At 44.0% G+C, this 25753-nt stretch carries 20 protein-coding genes and 2 tRNA genes; 10 read left to right on the forward strand and 12 right to left on the reverse strand.

Translation table 11 applies throughout. The features are described 5' to 3' along the window. Nucleotides 1-128: 128 nt before the first annotated feature. The 3 genes from ACN0QW_RS04545 to ACN0QW_RS04555 form a co-directional block, all read right to left on the reverse strand. Nucleotides 129-1130 (reverse strand): cysteine synthase A, encoded by a 1002-nt coding sequence (locus tag ACN0QW_RS04545; protein ID WP_299376247.1) that lies wholly within the window; start codon nucleotides 1128-1130, stop codon nucleotides 129-131. Nucleotides 1131-1204: 74 nt separating this feature from the next. Continuing rightward, nucleotides 1205-1855, reverse strand: coding sequence for an NUDIX domain-containing protein (locus ACN0QW_RS04550; protein ID WP_299376245.1), 651 nt, complete (start codon nucleotides 1853-1855; stop codon nucleotides 1205-1207). A 77-nt stretch (nucleotides 1856-1932) separates the two neighbouring features. Further along, on the reverse strand, nucleotides 1933-3267 hold the full coding sequence (locus ACN0QW_RS04555) for a pentapeptide repeat-containing protein (RefSeq protein WP_417429151.1): 1335 nt from the start codon (nucleotides 3265-3267) through the stop codon (nucleotides 1933-1935). Between the two features lie 192 nt (nucleotides 3268-3459). Between ACN0QW_RS04555 and ACN0QW_RS04560 the strand changes: the two genes are divergently transcribed. Continuing rightward, complete coding sequence (locus ACN0QW_RS04560; protein ID WP_417429153.1) at nucleotides 3460-4059, forward strand: hypothetical protein; 600 nt, start codon at nucleotides 3460-3462, stop codon at nucleotides 4057-4059. Between the two features lie 57 nt (nucleotides 4060-4116). Here the strand turns inward: ACN0QW_RS04560 and ACN0QW_RS04565 are convergent, their stop codons facing one another. Further along, nucleotides 4117-5070 carry a tetratricopeptide repeat protein gene (locus ACN0QW_RS04565; protein ID WP_417429155.1) on the reverse strand — a complete coding sequence of 318 codons (954 nt, stop codon included), beginning with the start codon at nucleotides 5068-5070 and terminating at the stop codon, nucleotides 4117-4119. A 415-nt stretch (nucleotides 5071-5485) separates the two neighbouring features. Between ACN0QW_RS04565 and ACN0QW_RS04570 the strand changes: the two genes are divergently transcribed. Then, a complete protein-coding gene (locus tag ACN0QW_RS04570) occupies nucleotides 5486-6106 on the forward strand; it encodes a hypothetical protein (RefSeq protein ID WP_417429157.1) in 621 nt (206 codons plus the stop codon). A 160-nt stretch (nucleotides 6107-6266) separates the two neighbouring features. Here the strand turns inward: ACN0QW_RS04570 and ACN0QW_RS04575 are convergent, their stop codons facing one another. The 3 genes from ACN0QW_RS04575 to ACN0QW_RS04585 form a co-directional block, all read right to left on the reverse strand. Continuing rightward, nucleotides 6267-6569, reverse strand: a complete 303-nt coding sequence (locus ACN0QW_RS04575) for a Rap1a/Tai family immunity protein (protein ID WP_417429159.1) — start codon at nucleotides 6567-6569, stop codon at nucleotides 6267-6269. Between the two features lie 133 nt (nucleotides 6570-6702). Beyond that, nucleotides 6703-6778 (reverse strand) — tRNA-Asn (locus tag ACN0QW_RS04580). 488 nt (nucleotides 6779-7266) lie between these two features. Beyond that, nucleotides 7267-7340, reverse strand: a tRNA-Cys gene (locus tag ACN0QW_RS04585). Nucleotides 7341-7627: 287 nt separating this feature from the next. Between ACN0QW_RS04585 and ACN0QW_RS04590 the strand changes: the two genes are divergently transcribed. The 5 genes from ACN0QW_RS04590 to ACN0QW_RS04610 all read left to right on the forward strand — a co-directional run bounded on the left by ACN0QW_RS04590 (nucleotide 7628) and on the right by ACN0QW_RS04610 (nucleotide 14417). Then, entirely contained in the window at nucleotides 7628-8299 is a 672-nt protein-coding gene (locus tag ACN0QW_RS04590; RefSeq protein ID WP_417429161.1) for a protein-L-isoaspartate O-methyltransferase family protein, read from the forward strand. Between the two features lie 246 nt (nucleotides 8300-8545). Beyond that, complete coding sequence (locus ACN0QW_RS04595) at nucleotides 8546-10006, forward strand: TolC family outer membrane protein (protein WP_417429163.1); 1461 nt, start codon at nucleotides 8546-8548, stop codon at nucleotides 10004-10006. A gap of 105 nt (nucleotides 10007-10111) precedes the next feature. Further along, on the forward strand, nucleotides 10112-10879 hold the full coding sequence (locus ACN0QW_RS04600; protein ID WP_417429165.1) for a DUF2497 domain-containing protein: 768 nt from the start codon (nucleotides 10112-10114) through the stop codon (nucleotides 10877-10879). Between the two features lie 86 nt (nucleotides 10880-10965). Further along, nucleotides 10966-13617, forward strand: coding sequence for a valine--tRNA ligase (locus tag ACN0QW_RS04605; protein ID WP_417429167.1), 2652 nt, complete (start codon nucleotides 10966-10968; stop codon nucleotides 13615-13617). 176 nt (nucleotides 13618-13793) lie between these two features. Next, on the forward strand, nucleotides 13794-14417 hold the full coding sequence (locus ACN0QW_RS04610) for a TetR/AcrR family transcriptional regulator (RefSeq protein WP_417429169.1): 624 nt from the start codon (nucleotides 13794-13796) through the stop codon (nucleotides 14415-14417). 89 nt (nucleotides 14418-14506) lie between these two features. Here ACN0QW_RS04610 and ilvD read toward each other — a convergent pair whose 3' ends face one another. The 5 genes from ilvD to ACN0QW_RS04635 form a co-directional block, all read right to left on the reverse strand. Beyond that, nucleotides 14507-16357: a dihydroxy-acid dehydratase gene (gene ilvD / locus ACN0QW_RS04615; RefSeq protein WP_417429171.1), complete on the reverse strand. Its 1851-nt coding sequence runs from the start codon at nucleotides 16355-16357 to the stop codon at nucleotides 14507-14509. Nucleotides 16358-16530: 173 nt separating this feature from the next. Then, nucleotides 16531-17139: a rhomboid family intramembrane serine protease gene (locus ACN0QW_RS04620; protein WP_417429173.1), complete on the reverse strand. Its 609-nt coding sequence runs from the start codon at nucleotides 17137-17139 to the stop codon at nucleotides 16531-16533. Nucleotides 17140-17290: 151 nt separating this feature from the next. Further along, nucleotides 17291-18076: an exodeoxyribonuclease III gene (xth, locus tag ACN0QW_RS04625; protein ID WP_417429175.1), complete on the reverse strand. Its 786-nt coding sequence runs from the start codon at nucleotides 18074-18076 to the stop codon at nucleotides 17291-17293. 62 nt (nucleotides 18077-18138) lie between these two features. Further along, a complete protein-coding gene (erpA, locus tag ACN0QW_RS04630; RefSeq protein ID WP_417429177.1) occupies nucleotides 18139-18486 on the reverse strand; it encodes an iron-sulfur cluster insertion protein ErpA in 348 nt (115 codons plus the stop codon). Between the two features lie 146 nt (nucleotides 18487-18632). Next, entirely contained in the window at nucleotides 18633-21497 is a 2865-nt protein-coding gene (locus ACN0QW_RS04635; RefSeq protein WP_417429179.1) for an MFS transporter, read from the reverse strand. A gap of 215 nt (nucleotides 21498-21712) precedes the next feature. On the opposite strand from ACN0QW_RS04635, the gene ACN0QW_RS04640 reads away from it, so the two are divergent. The 3 genes from ACN0QW_RS04640 to ACN0QW_RS04650 are packed head-to-tail and all read left to right on the forward strand — an operon-like array spanning nucleotide 21713 to nucleotide 25736. Further along, complete coding sequence (locus tag ACN0QW_RS04640) at nucleotides 21713-22900, forward strand: deoxyguanosinetriphosphate triphosphohydrolase (RefSeq protein WP_417429181.1); 1188 nt, start codon at nucleotides 21713-21715, stop codon at nucleotides 22898-22900. Continuing rightward, on the forward strand, nucleotides 22897-24651 hold the full coding sequence (gene argS, locus ACN0QW_RS04645) for an arginine--tRNA ligase (RefSeq protein ID WP_417429183.1): 1755 nt from the start codon (nucleotides 22897-22899) through the stop codon (nucleotides 24649-24651). Before ACN0QW_RS04640 ends, argS begins: the two co-directional genes overlap by 4 nt. Next, entirely contained in the window at nucleotides 24651-25736 is a 1086-nt protein-coding gene (locus tag ACN0QW_RS04650; protein ID WP_417429185.1) for an SPOR domain-containing protein, read from the forward strand. Before argS ends, ACN0QW_RS04650 begins: the two co-directional genes overlap by 1 nt. The last annotated feature ends 17 nt before the right edge of the window (nucleotides 25737-25753 follow it).

Raw genomic sequence — 25753 nt, forward strand, 5'->3', positions numbered from 1 at the left:
AAAGTTATCATGCGCTTAAGCCAAGGTGTAGTTTTTAGCGAGTAAATTATTAAAAATATTGTCCTGATACATTAAAGGCCGCTCAATGAGCGGCCTTTAATGGTGGAAATTTGTTGATCTTGAGAGTTTTAGGCAACCCATTTTGGTACGGGGAGGCCGCGTTCTTTCAGGAATTCTGGGTTATATAGCTTGCTGGTGTAACGCGTTCCAGCATCACAAAGCATGGTGACGATGGTGTGGCCCGGGCCCATTTTCTTGGCGAGTTCGATTGCGCCAGCAATGTTTACACCGCTGGAGCCACCAAGGCAGAGTGCTTCTTCCTCAAAGAGGTTGAATACCAAAGGAATCGCTGTTTCATCACTAATACGGAATGCCTCGTCAATCACAGCACCTTTCAGGTTGGCAGTGATACGTCCTTGACCGATGCCTTCGGTAATGGAAGATCCTTCTGATTTCAGCTCGCCATGTTTGTAATAGCTATAGAGCGCCGCACCATGAGGGTCAGCCAAGGCGATTTGAATGTTTTTGTTGTGCTCTTTCAGTCCCATTGAAACCCCGGCTAGTGTTCCACCGGTACCAACTGCACTGACATAGCCATCGACTTTGCCGTCGGTTTGTTTCCAGATTTCTTGGGCAGTGGTTTCAATATGCCCCTGACGGTTGGCAACATTATCAAACTGATTCGCCCAGATAACACCGTTTGGTTCCTGTCCAGCAAGTTCCTGTGCCAGTCTTTGCGAGTAATGAACGTAGTTGTTCGGGTCTTTGTAGGGCGCCGCAGGTACTTCGTAGAGTTCCGCACCGCAGAGGCGCAACATATCTTTTTTCTCTTGTGACTGCGTTTCCGGAATAACAATGGCGCAACGGTACCCACGCGCACGTGCGACAAGAGCTAGGCCAATACCGGTATTCCCGGCTGTGCCTTCGACAATAACGCCGCCGGGCTTTAGGATGCCTTTTTCTTCGGCATCTTTAACAATTGCCCATGCTGCTCTGTCCTTGATTGATCCGCCAGGGTTCAGGAACTCGGCTTTTCCAAGGATTTCACAACCTGTTTCCTCTGACGCCCGTTTTAGGCGAATAAGAGGCGTGTTGCCAATGCTGTCAATAAATCCGTCGCGAATATCCATTTTTGTCGTCCGTAGGTATAAGTTGAATTCGTATTTTCTGTTGCTTAATTCAGCGGGTAGGTATTTTTTAGAGGTTAGCCATTATTCGTTTCATTAGACCATACAGATGTAAGCGCTGTCTGATTTAATTCCAACCATTGAAGTGCTATTGCTGTAATCGCATTGGTAATTTTTCCTTCAGACATAAGCCTAAAACCTTGTTCGGCTTTCATTGTATGTGTGCGTATGTCTTCACCTTCATGGTCTAGCCCATAAGAATCTTGTTTCTTGTGATCCAGAATTTCACCACAAAATAAAGTAATCGTTTCCGAGCTTCCCCCGGGTGTCATTAGAAAGGTTCCGATTTTTTTCAAGCGTCCTAATGTGCAACCGGCTTCTTCCATGGCTTCACGGTGACTTAATTCTTCCGGGTTTTCATTCTCTTCGATAATTCCAGCTACAACCTCTAAAAGCCACGGGGCCTGAGAAGCTGCAAAGGCACCGGGACGAAACTGCTCGATCAGAATAATTTCGCCTGATTTATGATCAAAGGGAAGCACCGCAGCTGCGTGACCGCGTTCAAAAATTTCCCGCTGAACTTCCTGAGAGAGGCCCCCTTTGAATAGAGAGTGACGAAAGCGGTAGGTGTCAACTTGGAAATAACCTTTAAATGAGGTCGCTTTCTCAATAACTTCCACTTGGCCAGATTCGTTCAATTCGCCGATTTTATACGCTGTTTTATCCATGATGAGAAATTAGGGGCCTTGATTGTAAATTACAATAGAAAATGTGGTTTAGATTATAGTACAAAAAGCAAGTGTGTTTATTCCAGTATTAAGCCTTTGCACCCACGTAAGTCGGCATTTTCAAGGTTCGCACTTCGCAAATCTGCCCCAGTAAAGTCAACATCGACACATTTAGCATTTGAAAGATCAGCGTTGGCGAGATTGGCAAAGCGAACCCGGGCACCAGTTAAATTTGCATAACGCAGGTTCGCGCTCTCAAGGTCTGTTTGATCAAGACAGCAGTTTTTAAGGTTTGCAGATACAGAGTTGCCTTGCGTACCTAAGATCATCATGGGGGAGAGGCGGCAGTGTCGAAGGCTTGCTCCGGTCAGATTTGCTTTTTCCAATTTCACGCCACGAAGATCTGCATCACTAAAGTCAGAGTTCAGAGCCATAACGCCAGACATATTGGCCATATTGAGGCGACTGGCTAGGAAAGTACAGTTGGACAGATTACTTAAGGAAAGCTCTGCAGCCTGAAGATTGATGCCTGCCAGATCGTTGGCTTGAAGGTCATACTCGGTTAAAATTGCTTGCTTTCCTTTTCGACCAAGAGAATTGATCCACACAAGATGATCTTCGAGGATATCCCGTATTGATCGATCAAGATCGTCGATGCTTCTGGGCAGACTGGCCTGATGAGTATTGGCGTAGGTCATGTCGCTGTTACTGAAATGGGCAGCGGTTAGGTCAGCACCTTCCATATTGGTGTTATTCAATAGGGCGCCGCTTAAGTTTGCGCCATGGAATACGCAGCCGCTAAAATCTGCATCGGTTAAATCTGCACCTGTAAAGATGGACCCACTGACGTCAGAATTCGCCATTACCGCCCCGGACAGATCTGCATTCTTGAAATTTACATTGGTCAAGTTTGTTCTGCGGCCTATGACTCGGCCAAGCTTGGCATCACTAAGATCAGCATCTTTCAGGTTAATACCATCAAAATTAGACGCTTCGTCATGTTTTACCGGAACATAGGTACCATCTGGTTTTCTGATAAGTATAAAGCCATTTCGAATATCTGCTCCGGATAGTGTCGCGTTTTCTAGGTCGGCATTCTCAAGGCAAACACCGCGTAGGTCACTTTTTCGTAGTGAGCATTCTCTCATAACCGCGTCGGATAAGTCGGCGCCAAAAAGGTTGACCCGTTCCATTTTGGTTTTGGTGAAATCTGTATTGACCAAATCGGCACCGACCATTTCAGCTGTGTCTAGCTGAAGATTGGAAAAGTTAAGTTTTCTCGCATCTTTAAAAGAAAGGAATAATCGCGCTCCGCCGACGCGTCCGTCCAGATAGTTACGATGAGAAACAGCCGCTTCGTCTACCCAAATCTGGTTTACACGATCAAGTTTGTGATCATTATCTTCTTTCATTCAAGCTTCCATATTGCGGACCTGACGCTAAAGATCAGGAAATCTGGGAGTACCCTTAATCAAGAAGTACCATAGAACCAAGACGAAAACTTATTGTTTTTTTGTGTTCTGCGACTGCTTGGGTATAAACTGTTTCTCGTTTACAATATCTTAGCTTTGGTTCTGATAGAATTAATAACGATGTTATACGTGATGAAAATTCGTGCCCATTTTATAAAATTATTGTCCCTCGCGCTTTTGTTCTTGGCGTATTCTGGGGATGTTAATGCATCTGAAAAATCAGGCTCAAAAAAATGGGAAAAAGCATCACAGCTAGAGAATTGGGATCAATGTGGTGCAGATTACACACCACCTAACTGGTGCTCTGACCTGCCAGAAGAGATTGATATCGAGAAATCATACACGAACCAACGTGACACGTTGGAAGGTAATAAAAAGGCTGAAGCTGAAAGAATGCTGAAGGCCGCAAAGGTACTGGAAAATAGAGTCGGTGCTGCGAGAAATGTTCAGGGCGGAAAACTATACAAACAGGACTTGATTACGATTAGTAAACAGGCCAATTCAGGTGATAAAGAAGCAATGGAATTATTGGCTTGGATGTATGTTCAGGGCATGATGCCAAAAACTAAAAAAGAGCTGGATCCGAACGAAGCTGCTTATATTTGGTACGGACGGGCATATTTGGCGGGGGCTAAAGAAGCTAAAGAAAATATGGATAAAATCTGGCCATCACTTAGTGTCACCCAACAAAGGCGTATCGCCAAACTTTTCGATCAAAATAATAGCCGCTGATTAATTTTTCTGACGGGTTAATTCAATTTATCGTACAAACTTCTAATCGCGAGCAGACTATTTAACGAGACCAAGCTCTTTTAGCTCTCTCCGGTACTTTTTTTCCTGCCTGTTGATGCTGTAAGCCATTTGAAAGTCAAAAGAGGCGTTATTGTTATCGCCGAGACTTTTGTATAGGCGCCCCCGGTTATAAAAAATTTCAGGATTATTCGGGGCGTAATGTAGGGCAAGATCAAAAGCGCGAATGGCCTTATCGTATGCCCCTTGTGAAAAGAGAATAATTGCTTTTGCTTGGTAAGCATCAAACGATTTTGGCTCTAACTCTATAACGTATTCGGCATCTGCCAAAGCTTGCTCAAGAAAGCCTGTGCTGAGGTAGGCCTTCGCGCGTTTAATGTAGGCATCTAACGACGGCGGTTCTTCTGATAAAATAGTAATAAAATGATCTATTGTCGCATAATCTATATAGGTGCCGAGATAGACGTTACTCTCGTTGATTAAAATTTTCCCCAGCTCAGGCTTTATCAATACGGCTTGAGATACATCCTGAAGAGCGGCTTCAATTTCGTTTTGTTCTCGGTAGAGAGCGCCTCTTTTCAACAAAAGCTCAGCGTCCTCGGGGATTTCAATCAGAGCTTTGTTTAACCAAGATAGAGCTTCGTCATTTTTGTTTTGAACGAGGTAGAGAGAGGTTAGGTTAAAGTAAGCATCCCCATAGGTTGGTAAGCGTTCTATAGACTGAATAAAATCTTGTTCTGCTTCGATAGGTAGGTTCAGGTCCTGAAAAAGAGTGCCGCGGTTGTTTAGGACATAAGCTTGATGTTTTTTTGACAGATCACCTTCATTCAAAGCCTGCGTGTAATATTCTATAGCGAGTTCCAGATTGCCATTATCCTGTGCTTCCTGTGCTGTTCTGGCGAAAAGAATACCATCAGCAAAAGCTACTGTTGGGGCGATGTTAATCGCCATGGAAAAAGCCAACGCTGTGGTTCTGAATAGTTTGAATACCATAGGTCTATCGCGGATCATTAGCCTGAAATTATAGTTAATATTTTTTTATCTTTATATAACTCTAAGGGTAAAATGCAAAATTGAATCTATCGTAATCAGTGTAAAATTTGATTTATTTAACCTTTCAAGAATTTTGGTAATGGGAAATTTATCCCAAATGATACGCTGAATGATTACAGAGATTATCACTATATTCTGGTCGAAAAACTTGGATGTTAAGAAGTTTAATTGCACCGTTCAGAAGTAAACAAGAGAATAGGGCGTAATAAGGTTTTGTCCGTAATAGAGGTCGAATGGAATTATTTTCTCTTTTAGGTTGTTTTGTCTAATAGTAATGTATAAAGGGAGAAACAATTTATAGGTTCATGAATTATCTGAACTTGAAAAATTTAATTCTAATTGGGGAGATTTGCCTGTGACACGACTAGTCGTATTATGTTTAGTACTTTTTACTGTGGGATGTAAGGGGGCGACGACATCGTCTTTGGTTGGCTCCGGACCAATTACGTTGAGCTCCAGTGCGCAAAAATCATATGAAAAATATTTAAGATCTAACCCGCGAGTTTTTGCTGTAACTGAAGACGGGAGTACCAGCTGGGGATGGTACTATTGCCCTGACATTCAATGTCGCGGTACGAGACTACAATCTATGCCTAAAGCTATTAAGCAATGTGAAAAGTATTCAAATGGTAAGCCCTGTAAGGTTTATGATCTTGGTGGTGAAATTGTTTGGGAAAAAAAGACGAAACCCGAAGCGGAAATCAAGGTAGATCTTTACGATCCTAAAAACTTTGAAATTACTTCTGGGCAAAAAACTGCATTCGGCAGATATCTCGACTTGGTTAGCATCAAGAATGATGACGTTAACCTTGCTTTTGCAATCAGCAAAGATGGAACAACAGCGCGGGCCAGATCTCAGGAAGTGGCCCCTTATAATAAATTGAAGTTAACTGCGCTTGAAATATGTAAGGCCAAATCCTCTAATAATGAATGTGTCTTATACGCAATTAACGATAAAATTACAGCCGTGAAGTAGAAAGCTCGGTTCTTTTTACGATGATAAGGCCCTTCAGGGCCTTAATACAACGAGAGGGAGAAAGATCTGTTATTGTCTTTCTGCCTCTTTTTTATCTGGGGAAGATTGTGAGCTTACTTAAGATAAAGGCCAGGGATACTTTTCTCTCACCCCGTTATATCTATTTGCAAGACCAGAGTTTTAGGAGCCAATACACAATTAGGTCAATTGATGGCTTATGCCGGGTTTGTGGGTTTTCTTGAAGTTCTTGGACAATAATATCTTTAACTTCTTTGTTTGTGATGTTGCCGGGTGGGCACATTAACTCTCTATATTCAAGAGTATCATAAACTGCTCGCATGAGAGTATCACACCTTTTTTGCTCTGCATTACAGGCTTGATAGAGTTGATTTCCAGTCTTGATTTCAGTCGAAAAAGCAGAGCCGCTGATAAAAACAAAAATAAAGGTTATACAATACTTCATTATATAATTCTCTATAGGTTCAAATTTTTTCCAGAGTATTGTTTTAGTAAAAGTCCAATAAGCTTAGTTGTTACAGGCGAGGGCAACAAAAAACCCTAAGCCGTTGATATTCAACAGTTTAGGGTTTTTGTAATGGCTCCGCGAGCAGGACTCGAACCTGCGACAGGGTGATTAACAGTCACCTGCTCTACCAACTGAGCTATCGCGGATCAATGTTTGTGCCGCCTCGTTGGCGACGGGTTGGGTTATAACAGTGGTATTACATGCTGGCAATAACTTTTATGCATTTTTTTTAATTTTTTTTGTTCCTTTTAAATCAAAGGCTTGGGGTGCTTATGACTTCGTTGGATTTGCCAGAGGTAAAAAATAGATTCTTATCCTTAGTTTCTGGCTTTTAACCAAAAGGACGAAGGTCAAAGGCCGAGGTATTTAGTGCTATATCTGATAAGAAATTTGATATGGGTTTTTGATTTAAAGAGAATCTGTTTGGTCATCAGATCCTGATCAAACGGTGATGATATTGGCCCGCCGTTGGTGATTCGTCACCGATGATATCCGATACTGGTGATCGAATGCGGGGACATGGGCTGACTTTTTATCATTCAGAATACATAGAATAAAAAGAACACACAGCTAGTCGAGTGCATATATTTTGATAATTTTTGAATATTGAGAAACATCATAGAGATGAATAATTTGGAGGCCCGGGCCGGAATCGAACCGACGTACAAGGATTTGCAGTCCTCTGCATCACCACTCTGCCACCGGGCCATCCTGACGAATACTCATTCGTTGGCAGTGCCGCAGTGTATAGTAGTGGTTGTCGCTAAGGTCAAGAGATCAATCTCGATTCCAATTCCATTTATGTATTGGGGGACTGTTGGCAATGTAATCTAGGCGTAAAAAAGTAGAGGTAAGGGGGGATTATTGGGATGAGGCCCTGTTAGAACCTTTGTTAACTAGATAAAAATAATAAAAACGGATACTTTATCTGGAAAGGTTGGGGTCACTTGGTTATTATCCCACAAAATTTTTACAAATAATCGGCGTTTCTAACGATGAACAACTTTGAACAAGCCCGCATGAATATGATTAATTGCCAGTTGCGCACGAACAAAGTGACGCATGACGGTGTGTTGTCTGCGTTTGAAAATGTGGCACGGGAAGAATACGTACCGGAAGCTTCAAAAGCTATTGCCTATGTAGATGAAGACTTGGCGTTGGACCATGGCCGCTATTTGATGGAGCCAATGGTTCTTGCGCGCATGCTACAATCTATTGACCCCAAGGAAAATGATACGGCGCTGGTTGTTGGTGCTGGGACTGGTTACACCGCATCTGTCTTATCCAAAGTTGTCAGTGTTGTTGTGGCAATCGAAGATACGGATGAGTTGGTTGATTCTATGAATGAACGCTTCACATCACACGGTACGGAAAATGCCGTTGCTGTTAAGGCCGAATTGACCGAAGGTTATCCGAAACAAGCCCCCTATGACTTAATTGTTTTTGGTGGAGCCGTTTCTGAAGTTCCAGATCCCCTACTAGAACAATTGGCTGAGAAGGGACGTTTGATTGCAGTTGTCCAGGACGTAAATGCCAGAGACAAACAGACGCTGGGGCATGCAACTTTGATCGAAAAGCATGCAGGGAACTGTTCCGGTCGTGTGATATTTGATGCAAATACGCCTTTGTTACCCGGCTTTGAAGCCAAAGAAGCATTTTCATTTTAATAGTTTTTTATGCTCTACCAAGTATGTATCCGACTTTAAATACTGGGTCATAGATACTGACGGCAGATCGCACTAAGGTAGTACGTTAAAGCTTGTATGAAGGCTGGCGCAGTTTGCGCCAGTTTTTATATGTACAAAAAGTTGTAAATAGCCTGTGACCTGTTTAATAACTTTTTGTATGCTCTTTAAAAGACACAGATATAAACCACATATACGGTTTCATTTCATTATATAGGTATCCGCGCAATGCGGGGCCGTTATCAGATTAAGTTTGGCATTGGATTAATTTTGGACAACGTGATGATTAAATCTATCGGAAACACAAAAAAAGCGCTTTTAAGTCGATGTGCCATTGTTAGTTTAGCAGTTTACACTGGTATTTCCGGTGGCTTTATGGCTGGCGATGTCATGGCTCAAACACTGAATGAGTCTTTGATTAAGGCCTATGAGACCAATCCATCACTGTCTAGTGCGCAAACAGGCTTGAAATCTGTTAACGAAGGTGTTCCTCAAGCGCTATCTGCTTGGCGACCTGATGTCCGAATTACGTCTTCTGCTGGCGTCCGTAGAACTGATACTGACACCCCAACCGGAGATTCTACTGATACAACGCAGCCATTGAATGCGACATTACAGGTAACGCAATCTCTCTATCAGGGGGGGCGTACTCAGGCGGCAACAGAGCAAGCAGAAAACCTGGTTCTAGCAGAACGCGCATCAGTCACATCAGTTGAACAGGATGTTCTGTTGCGGGCAGTAACCGCCTATGCAGATGTCTGGCGAGATCAAGCTATTCTAGATCTTAACATTAACAATGAAAGAGTTCTGGCAAGACAGTTTGAAGCAACACGTGATCGTTTTGATGTTGGTGAGTTAACTAGAACGGATGTTGCACAAGCAGAATCCAGATATTCGACCTCTACAGCTCAGCGTATTGCTTCGGAAGGAACGTTAAATTCTTCAAAGGCCGTGTTTGGAGAGGTGGTCGGCGAGTATCCTGATGAAGCACTGGCGCGACCTAATCCTTTCGCTGTTTTGCCCGTAAGTGAAGATGAACTTTTAGGTGTAGCACGAGAAAATAATCCAGCTCTTCTTGCTGCCAAATACAATGAACTTGCGTCCCAGAATCAGGTCAGAGAGATAACAGGCGAACTATACCCGGACCTGTCATTGGTCGGACGGGTCAGTCGTTCTGACGAAACATCTGGTGAGGATATTGATAGCACATCCGGTGAAATTTTGGCGCAGTTGGTTGTGCCTATTTATCAACAGGGGTTGGTTAGTAGTCGGGTGCGTCAGGCTAAGCAAACTGCAAATCAGCGTAGAATCCAAATTGTTGAGCAGATGCGTGCGGTTGAGCAGCAAGGCGTATCATCTTGGGAAAATCTGATTAGTTCTCAGGCACAGATCAAATCCTTTACGTCTTCTGTTAATGCTGCTGAAATTGCCTTGGACGGTGTGCGCCAGGAAGAAGAAGTTGGTGAAAGAACGGTGTTGGATGTACTTGATGCTGAACAGGAACTTCTGGATGCACAGGTTAACCTTGTCAGAGCACAACGAGATGAAGTTGTTGCTACTTATCAGGTTTTGAGCTCTATGGGGCAAATGACAGCACAGTATATTGGTTTGCCTGTTAATGTCTTTGATCCGGCAGAAGGCTATAATAACGTGAGAGATAAGTGGTTTGGGTTGGGTATTGAAAAATAGGCGTGCAAAAGCCCTTCTTTTTCAATAATATCTAACGTATATTACCGAAATTGTATTGGTAACAGGTAGTGTTCGCAGTTAAGGAAGCGGTGGGACAGCATTTCAATGAGTGATCAAGAAGCCCAGGGTGAACCATCAATGGAAGAAATTCTGGCATCAATTCGCCGGATTATTTCTGAGGACGATCCAGAAGGTGATGGAGCCAAAGCTGAAGGGGATGAAGCTCAGGCACAAGAGCCTGCGGCAGAAGAACCTGAAGCAGAAGAGGATGATGTTCTCGAGCTAACCGATGAAGTTTCTGAGGACGAAGAGTCTGTCCCTGAGGGATCTGATATGGAAGAGGACCCTTTAGAAGCGGCTTCTGATGAAGATTCGATTGAAGAAGACTTTAGAGCATCAATGGGTGAGCCCGAAGAAGGTGATCCTGAAGATGACGAGATTGAAGTTGAAGCCCCAGCTGACGAACCTGAGATGGAATCTGATCTAGAGTCTTTAGAAGATGATGATATCGGCGATATTTCTTTTGATGAAGTTGAAGACGAGGTCGAAGTTGCTGCATTATCTGAAACTCCCGTAGATGAACCTGAAAATTCTGATATTGATAACGATATCGATCTTGATGCGCCTGATGCTGATAGTATCCTTCAGGAAGAAACTCAGGATTCAACGTCTTCGGCACTATCTGAAATAGCGCGTGCTGCTGTTGTGCAGCGTTCGTTAGCCATTGGTACAGGAAAAACCCTAGAAGATATCGTTCGCGAAGCACTCGTTCCCGAGCTTAAAGCATGGCTTGATGTCCGCTTAGGCCCGATGGTTGAGCGGATTGTCCGCGAGGAAATTAAAAAGATGGTGCGCCGGGCCGAAGATTTATAAGGCTCGGACTTTCTTTTTTCTTCCGAAACTGCTAGCAAATGCTAGCATTATTTCACATAGAATATTTAGTTAAGAGGAACCCAGTAATGCTGGACAAAACCTATTGCCCTGAAAAAGTTGAGGCAAAGCATTACGAGCGTTGGGAAAAATCCGGAGCTTTCTCCGCAGATCCTAATTCCCCGTCTGACCCTTATACCATTATGATGCCCCCACCGAACGTCACGGGGAATCTCCACATGGGTCATGCTTTGACTTTTACCCTGCAAGACGTCCTTGTTCGGTATAAGCGCATGAAGGGGCATGATGTTCTCTGGCAACCAGGAACTGACCACGCAGGTATCGCAACCCAGATGGTTGTTGAACGTCAGTTGGCTGAAAAGGGAATTTCCAGACACGATCTTGGCCGCGAAAAATTCCTGAATTCTGTTTGGGAGTGGAAAGAAGAGTCTGGCGGAGCAATTGTTAAGCAGCTACGTCATCTCGGTGCTTCTGCTGATTGGCCGCGTGAACGCTTTACAATGGACGAAGGGCTTTCAGAAGCTGTTCGCAAGGTTTTTGTTCAGCTTCATAAAGAAGGTTTGATCTATAAAGACAAACGTCTTGTAAACTGGGATCCAAAGCTTCTGACCGCGATTTCTGATCTAGAAGTTGTTCAAAAAGAAAGTAATGGTAAGCTTTGGCATTTCCGTTATCCGATTGATGGCGAAGACGGTAAATACATTGTTGTTGCCACCACCCGCCCGGAAACAATGCTGGGTGATACCGGTGTTGCAGTGCATCCCGACGATGATCGTTACAAAGACCTGATCGGCAAGAAGGTGAAGTTGCCGATTGTTGGTCGCTTGATCCCGATTGTTGCGGATGAATATGCTGACCCTGAAACAGGGTCTGGTGCGGTAAAGATTACCCCTGCGCACGATTTTAACGACTTTGAAGTTGGTCGTCGTTGTAACCTGGAAATGATCAATATTTTTGATAAATTCGCGCACATCAATGAAAATGCGCCGGATGCTTATCAAGGACTGGATCGTTTTGTTGCGCGTAAGAAAATTGTTGCAAGATTCGAAGAACTTGGGCTTCTCGACAAGATTGATGATCACCTGAACTCTGTTCCTTATGGCGACAGATCAAACGTTCCAATTGAACCATGGCTTACTGATCAATGGTATGTTGATGCCGCGACACTTGCCAAACCGGCTTTGGAAGCTGTTGAAACTGGTAAGACTGAAATTGTTCCTAAACAATGGGAAAACACCTACTATGATTGGATGCGTAATATCCAACCATGGTGTGTGTCCCGTCAATTGTGGTGGGGCCACCAAATTCCGGCATGGTACGGTCCTGACGGTGAAATTTTTGTCGAAGAGACAGAAGAAGAAGCCAAAGCAGCTGCCTTGGCGAAATTTGGCAAAGAAGTTGAACTGACCCGGGATCCAGATGTTCTGGATACTTGGTTCTCATCTGCTCTTTGGCCTTTCTCTACTATTGGATGGCCAGAAACAACGAAAGAGCTTGAGCGCTATTATCCCGGTGATGTGTTGGTGACTGGTTTTGACATTATCTTCTTCTGGGTTGCCAGAATGATGATGATGGGCATGCACTTTATGAAAGAGGTGCCGTTTAAGACCGTTTATATCCACGCACTTGTGCGCGACGAAAACGGACAAAAGATGTCCAAGTCCAAGGGTAATGTTATTGACCCTCTGGAAGTTATTTCTGAATATAGTTGTGATGCGTTAAGGTTTACTCTTGCGGCGATGGCGGCACCTGGTCGTGATATCAAACTGGCATCATCCCGTGTTGAAGGCTATCGCAACTTTGGAACCAAGCTCTGGAATGCATCGATCTATAGCCAGATGAATGGTGCTGTTTACGATCCGGGTTTTGATCCGCTGAGCTGTAACGAGCCGATTAATAAGTGGATCGTCGGGCGTGTTGCTGCTGCGACTGGGGCCGTTGACAAAGCACTGGATGATTACCGTTTTAACGATGCCGCCAACGCGCTTTATCGTTTCTTCTGGAATGAATACTGTGACTGGTATGTAGAATTCACGAAGCCTGTATTGGCTGCGGGGAATGAAGCAACGACTAAAGAAACCAAGGCAACTATTGCATGGGTTTTAGCACAGACACTTCATCTGTTACATCCGATTATGCCGTATATTACCGAGGAACTTTGGGAAAATCTTGGCAATGAAGGGGCGACACCGCTTATTTCTTCGTCTTGGCCAAAGTTTGACGGACGCCATACGGATGCTGATGTTGATAAAGAGATGGATTGGGTTATCAAGCTTATCTCTGATATCCGGGCTACACGTGCGGAACTCAACACGCCGCCAAAACTAAAGGCACCGCTTTTGCTCAAAGACGGTTCTGATGCAGTCAAGGCTAAGATTGATCAGTACAAAGATGTTGTGAAGTGGCTCGCTGGTCTTTCCTCTGTTGATTTTACAGACGAAGATCTGCCGCAAGGAGCGATTCAGATTGTTCTTGATGATGCGACTTTCGCGCTACCGCTGGAAGGCATTATTGACGTTGAGCAGGAAACAGCTCGTCTGAATAAAGAAATGGAAAAAACGCTCGAAGAGATTGCGAAAATTGACAAGCAACTCTCGAACGAAAATTTCGTTTCCCGAGCACCTGAACAAGTTGTTGAGGAAAAGAAAGCCCGTCGGGAGGAGTTCATGTCAGTGAAAACAAAACTGGATGAAGCGCTGGTGCGGATTGCCGACCTCTAAAAGCAATATTTATTATTTTGATAAATTTATAAGAAAGCCGCTTATTCAGGCGGCTTTCTTGTGTTTGAATGGCAGTGCTAAAGTGCTGTTTTAGGACATTATACGTTTATTTACGTATATAAAATTATCTCTGATCTTTGTATTCTTATAAAAAATGATAACCAAAGATTTACGAGATGACTCCAAGCCTTACATTAGTCCGGCGGCGGTTGCCAGCCCAGCAAAGATCTAAGCAGCGTGTTGAGAGAATATTGCTTGCTGCATCAACATTGTTGACGACGAGCAGTGTGGACAAGCTGACCACGCGCCGTATTTCTGAACTTGCCGACGTTAATATCGCAACGCTCTATCAGTTCTTTCCAAACAAAGAAGCCATTATCTTTGCCCTTTATCAAAGATGGTTGAGTGAAATGGATGACGTTTTTGATCGCATGGAAATGAAACAATCCAAGCAGATGGGATGGCGTAAGCTTTTTAGTAAAATATTTGATGCTCTCAATCAGGTCAAAACAGATTTAATTGTCAGAGACAGATTGCTGAAAGCCATGGGGATGAATGAAGATCTAAGGCAATTGGATCTTGATCATAGTATTCTTCTGTCGAAACGATTAGCCAAGCTGATGGCTAATCAAGGAGCATATCTTTCGGAATATGAGCTTCAGGAGCATGGAACGTTAATTTTCCACTTTGAAAGAGCTCTGGTGACGCCTTTGGCAAATGCAAAAGGAAATGATCAAGAGGTTCTTTATAAAAAGGGCAGGGACTTCTTACTGGAAATGATTTCTCTTGCATTTCGGTAACTAAGAAAACGTTCCTTGAAGTAAATAAAAGGCCGCAGAGTTTTGATTAACTCTACGGCCTTTTTTACTTAACAATAGATGTTTACTTATCAGTCGTATTGATCAACATCGCGATAAGCACCTTTGTCGGCCGATGTTGTGAAATGAGCGTAGGCTTTAAGGGCTGAACTTACTTTGCGGTCGCGTGGTTTCACAGGCTTCCAGCCATCCTTGCCTTTGGCATCCATGGCTTTACGGCGCATGTCGAGTTCTTCATCACTGACTAGTACGTTAATTGTCCGGTTCGGAATATCAATTTCTATCGCATCACCTGCCTCAACAAGACCGATTGCGCCACCTTGTGCTGCTTCAGGAGATGCGTGACCAATTGATAGACCAGATGTACCGCCAGAGAAACGCCCGTCGGTTAAAAGCGCACAGGCTTTACCTAGTCCCATGGATTTCAGGTAACTGGTCGGGTAGAGCATTTCCTGCATACCAGGGCCGCCTTTGGGGCCTTCGTAACGAATAACAACAACATCACCAGCGACAACTTCACCGCTGAGTACGCCAGCTACTGCTGCATCCTGGGATTCGAAAATGCGTGCGCTTCCTGTGAATTTCAGGATCGAATCATCGACACCAGCTGTTTTAACGACGCAACCGTCCAAGGCAATGTTTCCAAACAGAACAGCAAGACCACCTTCTTGGCTAAATGCATTCTCACCACTGTGGATACAGCCATTGGCACGGTCATCATCTAGGGATGAGTAATAGCGATCTTGACTGAAGGCTTCCGTGGTTCGTACGCCACCGGGTGCCGCAGAATAGAACTTTTTCACCTCGGGATCATCAGTGGTCATGATGTCCCATTTATCAATCGCATCACCGAGTGTTTTTTCGTGAACTGTCGGGCGATCGCGATGAATTAGTCCGCAGCGATCAAGTTCAGCCAAAAGCCCCATAATACCGCCAGCACGGTGGACGTCTTCCATATGGTACTTGGTTGTGGATGGCGCGACTTTGGCCAACTGAGGTACTTTTCTTGAAAGGGCATCAATGTCAGACATGGTGAACTCGACACCACCTTCTTTTGCCATCGCAAGGATGTGAAGGATTGTATTTGTTGAACCACCCATGGCAATGTCGAGGACCATAGCGTTCTGATATGTTTCAAAGTTCGCTATACCACGTGGTGTCACGCTCTCATCACCTTCTTGATAGTAACGTTTTGCGAGCTCGACAATACGACGACCGGCTTCTCTGAATAGTTCACCACGTTTCTTATGGGTTGCAAGTAAGGAGCCGTTACCAGGAAGAGAAAGGCCCATGGCTTCACTCAGGCAGTTCATGGAATTCGCTGTAAACATTCCAGAACAAGAACCACAAGTTGGACAAGCGGATCTTTCAATCGCAGCAACATCTTCGTCACTGACGTTTGGATCCGCGGCATCAACCATGGCATCAACGAGATCTAGTTTACGTTCTTTTCCATCCAGAACGATTTTTCCGGCTTCCATTGGGCCACCGGAAATAAATATTGCAGGAATGTTCAGGCGCATTGCAGCCATGAGCATACCCGGGGTGATTTTATCACAGTTGGAAATACAAACGACAGCGTCAGCACAGTGCGCGTTACACATGTATTCAACGGCATCAGCAATGACTTCGCGTGAGGGCAGGCTATAAAGCATGCCGTCGTGTCCCATAGCGATGCCATCATCTACAGCAATGGTATTGAACTCTTTTGCAACACCGCCTGATTTTTCGATTTCATCGGCAACCAGTCCGCCTAGATCTTTCAGGTGAACATGGCCGGGGACAAACTGTGTGAATGAGTTGGCAATGGCAATGATTGGTTTTCCGAAATCATCATCTTTCATACCAGTCGCGCGCCATAGGCCGCGGGCACCTGCCATGTTTCTGCCATGGGTGGAGGTTCTTGAACGATACTCAGGCACAGTAATAATCCTAACGTTAGGTCGTGTCTTAAATTAAGTTTCTTGTAAGATAATTAGGTAATCCATGGGCTCACGTCCATGGTTATTTCGCAAAAGAATAAAAAAGTTACCAAATCTAAGGGAAACTAGGAGAGGCGAGGGCTTGTTTTAGGAGTATTATACTGGCCCTTGACTTATCCTCGGTGAAATTTGGATTTATTGCGTATTTTTATACCGCGCGGAAGTTCATCTGGGCAAAGCAATGGCAAGGTTCTGTGTCGGAAAAACGGAAATATGGCCATGCCGCCAAAAAATCCAATTATATGTGCCCACCAGGCTACACCGGATTGGTCTGGTAAAAAGGCTGAGAAAATTTGAAAGCCAATCCAAAAAATAAGTAACAGGTAAGCACGTACGAAGATCGGGACCATAAAAATCGGAATGAGAACCTTTGCTTTCGGGTATTGCAGCAAGTAAGCCCCGAGAATACCAGAGACAGCTCCACTTGCACCGACAATAGGTGTTTGAGATGTTCCCGTAATAACGGTTTGTCCAATGCCAGCAATGATGCCGCAACAGATAAAAAAGGCAAAAAATCGTCGGTGTCCCATTGCGTCTTCTATGTTGTCACCAAATACCCAAAGATAAACCATGTTACCCGCAAGATGCATAAAGCCGCCATGCAGAAAATTATAGGTAACCAGAGTGAATATGGGGGAGACCCAATCAATAGACTGTGGGCGTTGGGCGTTTCCAAGTAATACGTCGGGGATAAGGCCCAAGGCATATATCATTCGCGCCATAAATGGTTCTGGTGATATAGCTTGAATAAGATAAACAAGGCAGCAAGAAAAAATGGTGGCTATGGTAACCCATGGTTTGTGGATAAGGAGTCTTGGTAGGTTATCAAATAGGGGAAAGAACATATTGCTAGCCTAAGTCATTAGCCTAGGGTCAGGCAGATAGTTCGCACATCACAGGTGTATGGTCCGATGGTGATTCTTTTCCACGGGGTTCTTTATCTATGCAGCAACTCGTTAGAATATCTGCGGCTTGTGGTGACAGCATCATCAAATCTATACGGATGCCGTTGTTATGATCAAAAGCACTGCGTTGATAATCCCAATAGCTATAAACATGTGCTTCTTTATTGAGTGCGCGCCATGCTTCTGTGTAACCGAGGTTTTCCATCACCCGAAAGCGATCTCTTGAACTTGGATGGGTGTGCGCGCTGCCCTCAAAGCGTTTTGGGGAAAAGACGTCATCGTCTGTTGGGATCAGGTTGTAATCCCCGGCAAGAACAATGGGTTGTTCCGTTTTTAATAGTTTTTGGGCGTGGGCGTTAAGACGGTCCATCCACTTTAATTTATAGGGAAATTTGATTTCATCCGTCAGATTACTGTTGTTATTGCCGTTGGGCAGATAGATAGAGGCAACCCTTATGCCAAAGGTGGTTCCTTCGACGTATCTGGCGTGATCATCTTCAAGGTCTCCAGGTAATTCCCTGATGACATCAGTAATAGGTTCTTTGGATATCAGCGCAACGCCGTTATAGCTTTTTTGACCAACAACTTCTACGTGGTACCCAAGTTCTTCAAATTCCAGATAGGGGAACTTCTCTGCGACAGTTTTTAATTCTTGTAGCAGAAGGACATCAGGAGAAGCCGTTTTAATCCAATCGAGAACATTTGGAAGTCGTTTGTTGATGGAATTGACATTCCAAGTCGCGATCTTGACCATTGGAGTAAGGCTCACACTAGAGATTTGAAATTAGGAAGCGGGCGCATGGTTGCGCCTCACTATTAGATGGCAAAAGAAGTCCCGCAACCGCAAGAAGCAGTCGCATTCGGATTTGTTATACGAAAAGACGCGCCCATCAGGTCTTCGACAAAATCGATCTCGGAACCGTTTAGAAGGTCCAAAGACATGTCGTCGATCACGGCTTTGGTGCCGTCCTTTTGGAATGTTTTATCGTCTTCATTAACAGAACTGTCAAAAGAGAAGCCATACTGGAAACCTGAACAACCGCCGCCAGAGACTGTTATTCGCAACATTAAGTCCGGCTTACCTTCTTGTTCTGCCAGCAAAGCCACCCGCTTTGCGGCACTGCTTGATAATGAGATATATGGAGTTTGATCATCTGTTGTCATATTCTACTCATAACCTGTAAGCCTACAATTAATGTTTACGATCCAGAAAACTAGAAATTCTGTATCTATAAAAGCAGTATACTGATGGCTAGTTGTTAATCTGACTATATAGATAGGTTATCGTTACACCTAAATCTATTCATTTTTTAAGATTCATATTCCGAAGACAGTTTTCTTTTGTTTAATAAATTAATGAAATTAGTGCCGATGTAATAAACAACGAAAATCACTAAGCCTCCTAAAATGATAACCCCTATTGATGAGATGGCAGTTGGTAATCCCCAATATCCTGCGATTGCAGCAATTATCAATAGACCAAGAATACTACCACATCTTTCAAATAAACGTAGAGCGCCAAGGACAGAATTTGACCCCAAGTGCTTTAGCTCTCCTTCTGCCAATTTCATCGTAAGCTCAACCTGTGGACCTCGAAGCAGACCATGGCCGAACCCGGTGCTTGCAGCTGCGATTAACATAGTCCATTGCGAAGGCATAAATGCTGTGAGTATGAGGCCTGCAACCGTGATCAGGGAGCCTGTCACGGCAATAGAGCTTTCACTGATTTTACTGTTGGTAAGCCAGCCTAATAAAGTACCCGAAAGCATTATCATAAAGAAGTAAACCATTAAAAGTCGGGCTATATCTGCAGTTGAGGCATCAAGCGCGTCAAGCTGTAATGAAAAGAGATAGGATATAAAAACCTGGTCCATAAGGCTTTGTGGAACAGCAAGCCCCATACACACGGCAAAAAAACGAGGATTTTTAAGGGATGCTGCTATGGACTTGAACCGCAGAGGAGCTTCTTCTTTTGTTTTCGTATTTAACCCTGGGGGGATCATCCGGGTAAGCAATATGGCGGATATAACAACAAGAAAAGCACTGAACATAAAAGCGATGGATGTTCCAAATCGATCTGCAAGAACGCCCCCCAAAGCTGTACCTGCAAAAATTCCGGCAAAAAGGGCAGCTGAGAACTGACCAAGTGATTTGGTTCTTTCACCACGGGGTTCGTAGTCAATTACATAATCCTGACAAGCAAGTACGGCAAAGGCGTATCCAATGCCCCCCAAAGATCGCCAAAAAATGATTTCCAATACATTGGTGGCAAAAAACATCCCAAAGTTTGACAGGAAAATAAAAATCAGAGCCCCGAGGATCATTTTCTTGTGCCCCCATTTACCTGTTAGCGACCGGGCAAAAGGAGCAGCAAAAAGATAAGCAATCAGATATCCAGCAATTGGCAAGGAAATGACAATAGCCGGATCAATCCATGTTAAAGGATTTTCTGCTGCTCTGGTGAACAAGGGGAAGAAAGATAATGCGAGTTCATCTGCGGCAGCGAATAAAAAGAGAGCAAGCCGAATATCGTTTTTATAGGGATAAGTTAGTGTCAAAGGTCCTTTGGTTGGTAGTTTAAATTTCTCAGCCATAGAGGTCAGTTCTTCTTGAAAGAAACCCTTAGCTTTTGTGGTTTTTAGATATGCTGCCAAAGCTCGATATCTTTTATGAATACTATGCGTCCTGTTTGATAGTCGGGTAATTAAGTATTCTGTAAAGTTTCCGCGTCGGGGAATAATAACACTGGAATAATCACCGTTGGCTTGCATTTCTGATAGCTGCTTAAGTCTGTTTAGGGGCGAGCTCAGTGACATCGTCATTACGAGTACAATGACCTCGTAAGCAAAAAGCAAGACAACAAGAACGATGACAGTTAGGTCCAATGCAACTTCACGAAATTGCTTGGCGATATAATTTACATCTGGTCGAATGATAATGTATCCAACGTTCTCTTTATCCGAAATTATAGGGTAGATAGGGAGTTTACGTGCGTCTTGTGTCGTTGAATAAAATGGATTTTGCCAATCACCAGCAGTGAAAATAAATTTTCCTGTCGCAACACCCAAAAAGGATATCTCGGGGAAATGGGTGAGGGTGTTGTTTAAATCGTCCTCAAGGTTATTTATGCTTTCTATGGGATTTCCAGCGGTGACATTCTGTTGAATGTTGTTTGTTGCTATTTGCGAAATAAGGTCGGTTCGCTTTACCATTTCTGGTTTGAGAGAGGCATTGACAGAAGTGTATGTGACAAAGCCTAAAGACAGTGTGGCAGTGATAATCAAGCCGATAATCCAAGTATATACCTTTCGTTGGTAAGCAATACCCAAACGTATATCTAAAAGAGGGCTCATCACAATTTTCTGAGGTAATACTTCGAGGGTAGGATCGCGATCGTTTTGGCATTCTGATTCCCATTTTTTTAATTGAGAATCAATTTGGTCATAATTTTTATCTGCGGCGTTCAGATGCTCTAGAAGATCCATAAATTGCGGGTTAACTTGTTCTTTTGTTGCGCCTTCTGGGATCTGATAAACTGTCGGAACATCCGACCGGGCTTTGTACCATTGTTTAAGCAAATTACCCGATTTTACAGCTTCTGAAAGTCGGAGCCTGAGAACAATAAATCCAATCCCTGAAAATAGTAGAAGTAAAATTAGAGCTGTAATTATCACGATGAAGGTAAAATTTGCGACGGTGTTATTATAGCTAGTTTTAGGATAATTTGCTGCGACAGCTCCAATTAATTGGCCGCTTGTATTGGTTATTTTTTTGTAACTAAAAAAATGTTTATCGTTTTCTTTATTCCATGTCTCATTTTTACTCGTTCTCTTCAGGTTAATTTCGTTCTGTGTGAGATTTAATGGTTGTGTTCTGTCCGTTGAGTGAACGATTTTACCACTTGCGTTCAAAATGTGGATTGCGTTGATGTCAGGGTCAAGCGCCTTTGCTTGGGTCAATATCTGTCGCGCATTTGGGATATTTGAAACAGAAGGGTCATTTCCAATATTTTTAGACAGAGCATCGTCTACTGATTCGACAACAACGGCTATTCGTTGTTGCACAAGGTTGGATAATACAGAGTTATGCTGCAGAATGGATAGTACTGTAAGAACAGATAATATTGTAATTAAGAGTGCTACAAAAGCACCCCAGCACCGCCATAAAAGATACAAAGCACTGCCCCCCCCAGGATTTTTTTTATGTTATCGGGGAACTGTATCAGGACGGATCATCCAGTAATAGAAATATTATAAAAGAGATGTTTTTTATAGTTGTAAATCGTGTGTTTAAAGCTTTGGGTATCTGTTTGAAATGAGCAAGCTTGGTCAATGAATATTCATGAACTCATTTTACTTTACTAAGTCTCTCTTAGGGTTAGTCTTTGGCTATGACGCAAAACGATTCGAAAAAATTATATGCATCGTCTCCGGAAAGCAGTCGAGGGCGCTTGCTGAAAGAGCCTGAGAGCAATACGAGAACTTGTTTTCAGAGAGATCGAGATCGTATTATACATTCTGTTGCGTTCCGTCGGCTGCAATATAAAACGCAAGTCTTTGTCTATCACGAGGGGGATCATTTTCGGACACGCCTGACGCATTCCCTTGAAGTCGCACAGATTGCTCGGTCATTAAGTCGAACGCTTGGTGTAAATGAAGATCTTGCCGAGGGAATTGCTCTTGCTCACGATCTTGGGCACACTCCTTTTGGGCATGCTGGTGAAGATGCCATGCATGATGTGATGGAACCCTTTGGCGGTTTCGATCACAATGAACAGACTTTCCGGATTGTGACACAGCTGGAACGGCGTTATGCAGATTTCAACGGGCTGAACCTGACTTGGGAAACCCTTGAGGGGTTGGCAAAGCACAACGGCCCTATTGAGGGGCCGAACAGCCGGGAAGAGTATGTACCAGAATCCATGTCAAAGTATTGCAAGAACGCGCGGGATCTGGAGCTGTCTTCCTTTGCAAGCCTTGAGGCGCAGGTTGCGGCTATTGCCGATGACATTGCCTATAATAATCACGATATAGATGATGGTATCAGGGCGGGGCTTTTTACTGTTGATGACCTTTTGCCCATTCCTGTGGTTGGTGATACATTCCGACAGGTATTGAAGAAATATCCTAACCTTGAAACTGAAAGCCTTGTCCACGAAGCTGTACGCCGTCTGGTTGACTATATGATCAATGATGTTTTGTCTGAGACGCAAACAAGGATAAGGAAAGCAAACCCGAAGACCGCTTTTGATATTCGCTGTCAAAATAGGGCAATGGTTGCTTTTTCGGATCAGTTTCGTGAGGTGGAAAAACAACTAAGAGCATTTTTATTTGAACACATGTATCGCCATGAAAAAGTCAAAGAAATGCGTAAACGTGTAAAGCAGGTTGTGAGAAACCTCTTTTCGCATTATTCAGAGCACCCAGAAGAGCTTCCTGACTATTGGCGTCTTGAAGCTGGTACTAAACTAACAAAGCGTAGCGCAAGATTGATCGCAGACTATATCGCTGGTATGACCGACCGATACGCTTTTGAACAACATAGACAGATTTTTAATCTGGATTTTGAGATAAAATGAACGTTTTTAAAGACTTAAGAAGTAAAGTTGTCGCGCAATTAGAAGATATGGCTGCTGCAGGAGAAATTCCAACTGGTCTGGATTTCAGCCGCGTTGCTGCGGAACCTCCTCGTGATTCTTCCCATGGTGATGCTGCGACCAATGCTGCCATGGTTCTCTCCAAAGTTGCGGGGATGAAGCCACGTGACCTTGCGAGCCTTTTAGCGTCACGTCTTGAAAATCTGGATGTTATCAAATCGGTAGAGATTGCGGGGCCGGGCTTTATTAATTTACGTCTGGATGAAAAATTCTGGTTCGAACAGGTTGGGACGATCCTCAAAGCAGGAACATCATATGGTGATTCTGATATGGGGCAGGGTGAAAAGGTTAATGTTGAATACGTTTCAGCAAACCCGACAGGTCCTCTAACCGTTGGTCATGCTCGTGGTGCCGTTGTTGGTGATGCACTTGCTGCACTTCTTGCCAAGGTCGGTTATGACGTTTGCAAAGAGTACTACATCAATGATGCGGGTAATCAGGTTAATGTTCTGGCAAACTCTGCTTATCTAAGATACCGCGAAGCTCTGGGCGACGATATTGGTGAAATTCCTGAAGGTTTTTATCCTGGTGAATATTTGAAAGATGTCGGTAAGGCACTGGCAGATAGAGACGGCGATAAGTGGCTGGGCAAAGAAGAAGCAGACTGGATTTCTGAAGTTCGGAAGTTTGCAATTGATCAACTTCTGAATCTTATTCGTGACGATCTTGCAGCGCTGGGTGTCGTGATGGATGTGTATTCATCCGAACGCACTTTGGTTGAAGCTGGTGGCGTCGATGAAGTCATGAAGTTTCTGGAAGCCAACGACTTGGTTTATACGGGCGTGCTGGAACCGCCAAAGGGTAAAAAGCCTGATGATTGGGAAGCACGTCCACAGACACTTTTCAAATCAACTGACTTCGGTGATGATGTTGATCGGCCAATCAAAAAGTCCGACGGTAGTTGGACTTATTTTGCAGGGGATATGGCTTATCACCTAGACAAATATCGCCGTGGCTTTAACACCATGATTAACGTTTGGGGTGCGGATCACGGTGGCTATATTAAACGGATGCAAGCTGCGGTTACGGCGATGACCGAGAAAAAGGGTAGCCTTGATGTCAAGGTCTGCCAGTTGGTCAACCTTATGCGTGGCGGTGAAATGGTCCGCATGTCAAAGCGTTCAGGGAACTTTATCACTCTAAGATCTGTTATTGACGAAGTTGGCAAAGATGTTGTTCGCTTTATCATGCTGACGCGGAAAAATGATGCTTCGCTTGATTTCGACCTTGAGAAGGTCGTGGAACAAAGCCGCGATAATCCTGTTTTTTACGTTCAGTATGCCCATGCGCGGTCTTGTTCAGTTTTGAAACATTCACTGAACGAGTTTCCTGATATGGATCTTTCTATAGAAGCTCTGGAGCAAGTAGATCTGCCTCAGCTAAACAGCGAGGGTGAGTTAAGCCTGATCCGTCGGCTTTGTGAATGGCCGCGCCTTTTGGAGAGTGCGGGCGAAGCACATGAGCCACATAGGATTGCTTTTTATCTCTATGATTTGGCGGGGGAACTTCATGGTCTTTGGACCAAAGGGAAAGATAATGCACGGTTACGTTTCATCGTGACTGACGATCAGGATCTGACACAAGCGCGGATGGCGCTGGTCAAGGCGACATCCCTTGTTATTGCTTCGGGGCTGGACGTCTTTGGTATTGAACCTGCTAAGGAGATGCGCTGATGTCATCAAACTCTTCCGATGATGATCTAAAGGATTTTGAGAAAGTGCGTCAAAACGAGAGCATGCGCGTATCAACAGATCAAGATGCTCAGGATATACATGACGATTTTTCAAATGAAGAGTATTGGGAAGACGATCTAGATTTTGATGATGATCCCGGTGCTGGTTTGTTTAAAAAGCTTGTACCAATTGGCCTTGGCCTGATTGCTGTTGCTGTTGTTGGCGGTGGCATTTTGATTATGCTTGGTGATAACAAGCCAAGTAACAATATACCGGATGCTATTCCTCTTATAGAGGCAGAAACGACACCGGAAAAAACCAAACCGGAATCGCCGGGGGGGATGGTTATCCCGCATCAGGATAAACTGGTTCTTAATAATGATTCCGATGCAAGCGGAAATGCACAAGTTGAAAAGCTTTTACCTCCGCCAGAAATACCGCAGCCGCCCAAGGCGTCAGAGCCAGAGGTTGGTAACTCTACGGCGACCCAGTCCGCGACCAGTCAGGCTGAAGCACAGGCAGTAGATGCAACTGAAAAAGCAGCGCAATCCGTTGCCCAAAAAACAGAAACAACCAAAGTTGAAGAGCAACTTCTTGCCAATACAGGTGAGGGAAGTGTGATTCCAAAAGTGCCTGAACCAAAAGCGCCTGAACCAAAAGCGCCTGAAGTTGAGTCCGTTTTAGCTCCTAAATTCGAGGAAGACGTGGCCAAAAAGGTGGAAGCTCCGAAAGCACCAGACCCTGTGGTACCAGAGCCATCTTCAGTCACGACTGTCAAAAAGACTGAGCCAAAAGTAACAACTCCGGCGACTGTTTCACAAAAACCGGTATCTGGTCAGTACGTTCTGCAATTGGCTTCTTTGAAATCCAAAGGTGGCGCAATGACTGAATGGAAGAACATGCAGCGCAAGTTGAATGATCTTTTGGGTAGTAAGCAGCCGATTATTGAAAAAGCGTCTATTTCCGGCGTTGGCGTTCGCTATCGTCTGCAAACAGGACCTTTTGAAAATAAGAAATCCGCGAGTGATTTTTGCTCAAAACTGAAAGCGGCCAAACGTGATTGTTTGGTCAAGAAAGTTAAATAAGGTTCGGGAGTGAGGTT

It is taken from the genome of Kiloniella sp. (genome assembly GCF_048259265.1).
Lineage (GTDB): Bacteria > Pseudomonadota > Alphaproteobacteria > Kiloniellales > Kiloniellaceae > Kiloniella.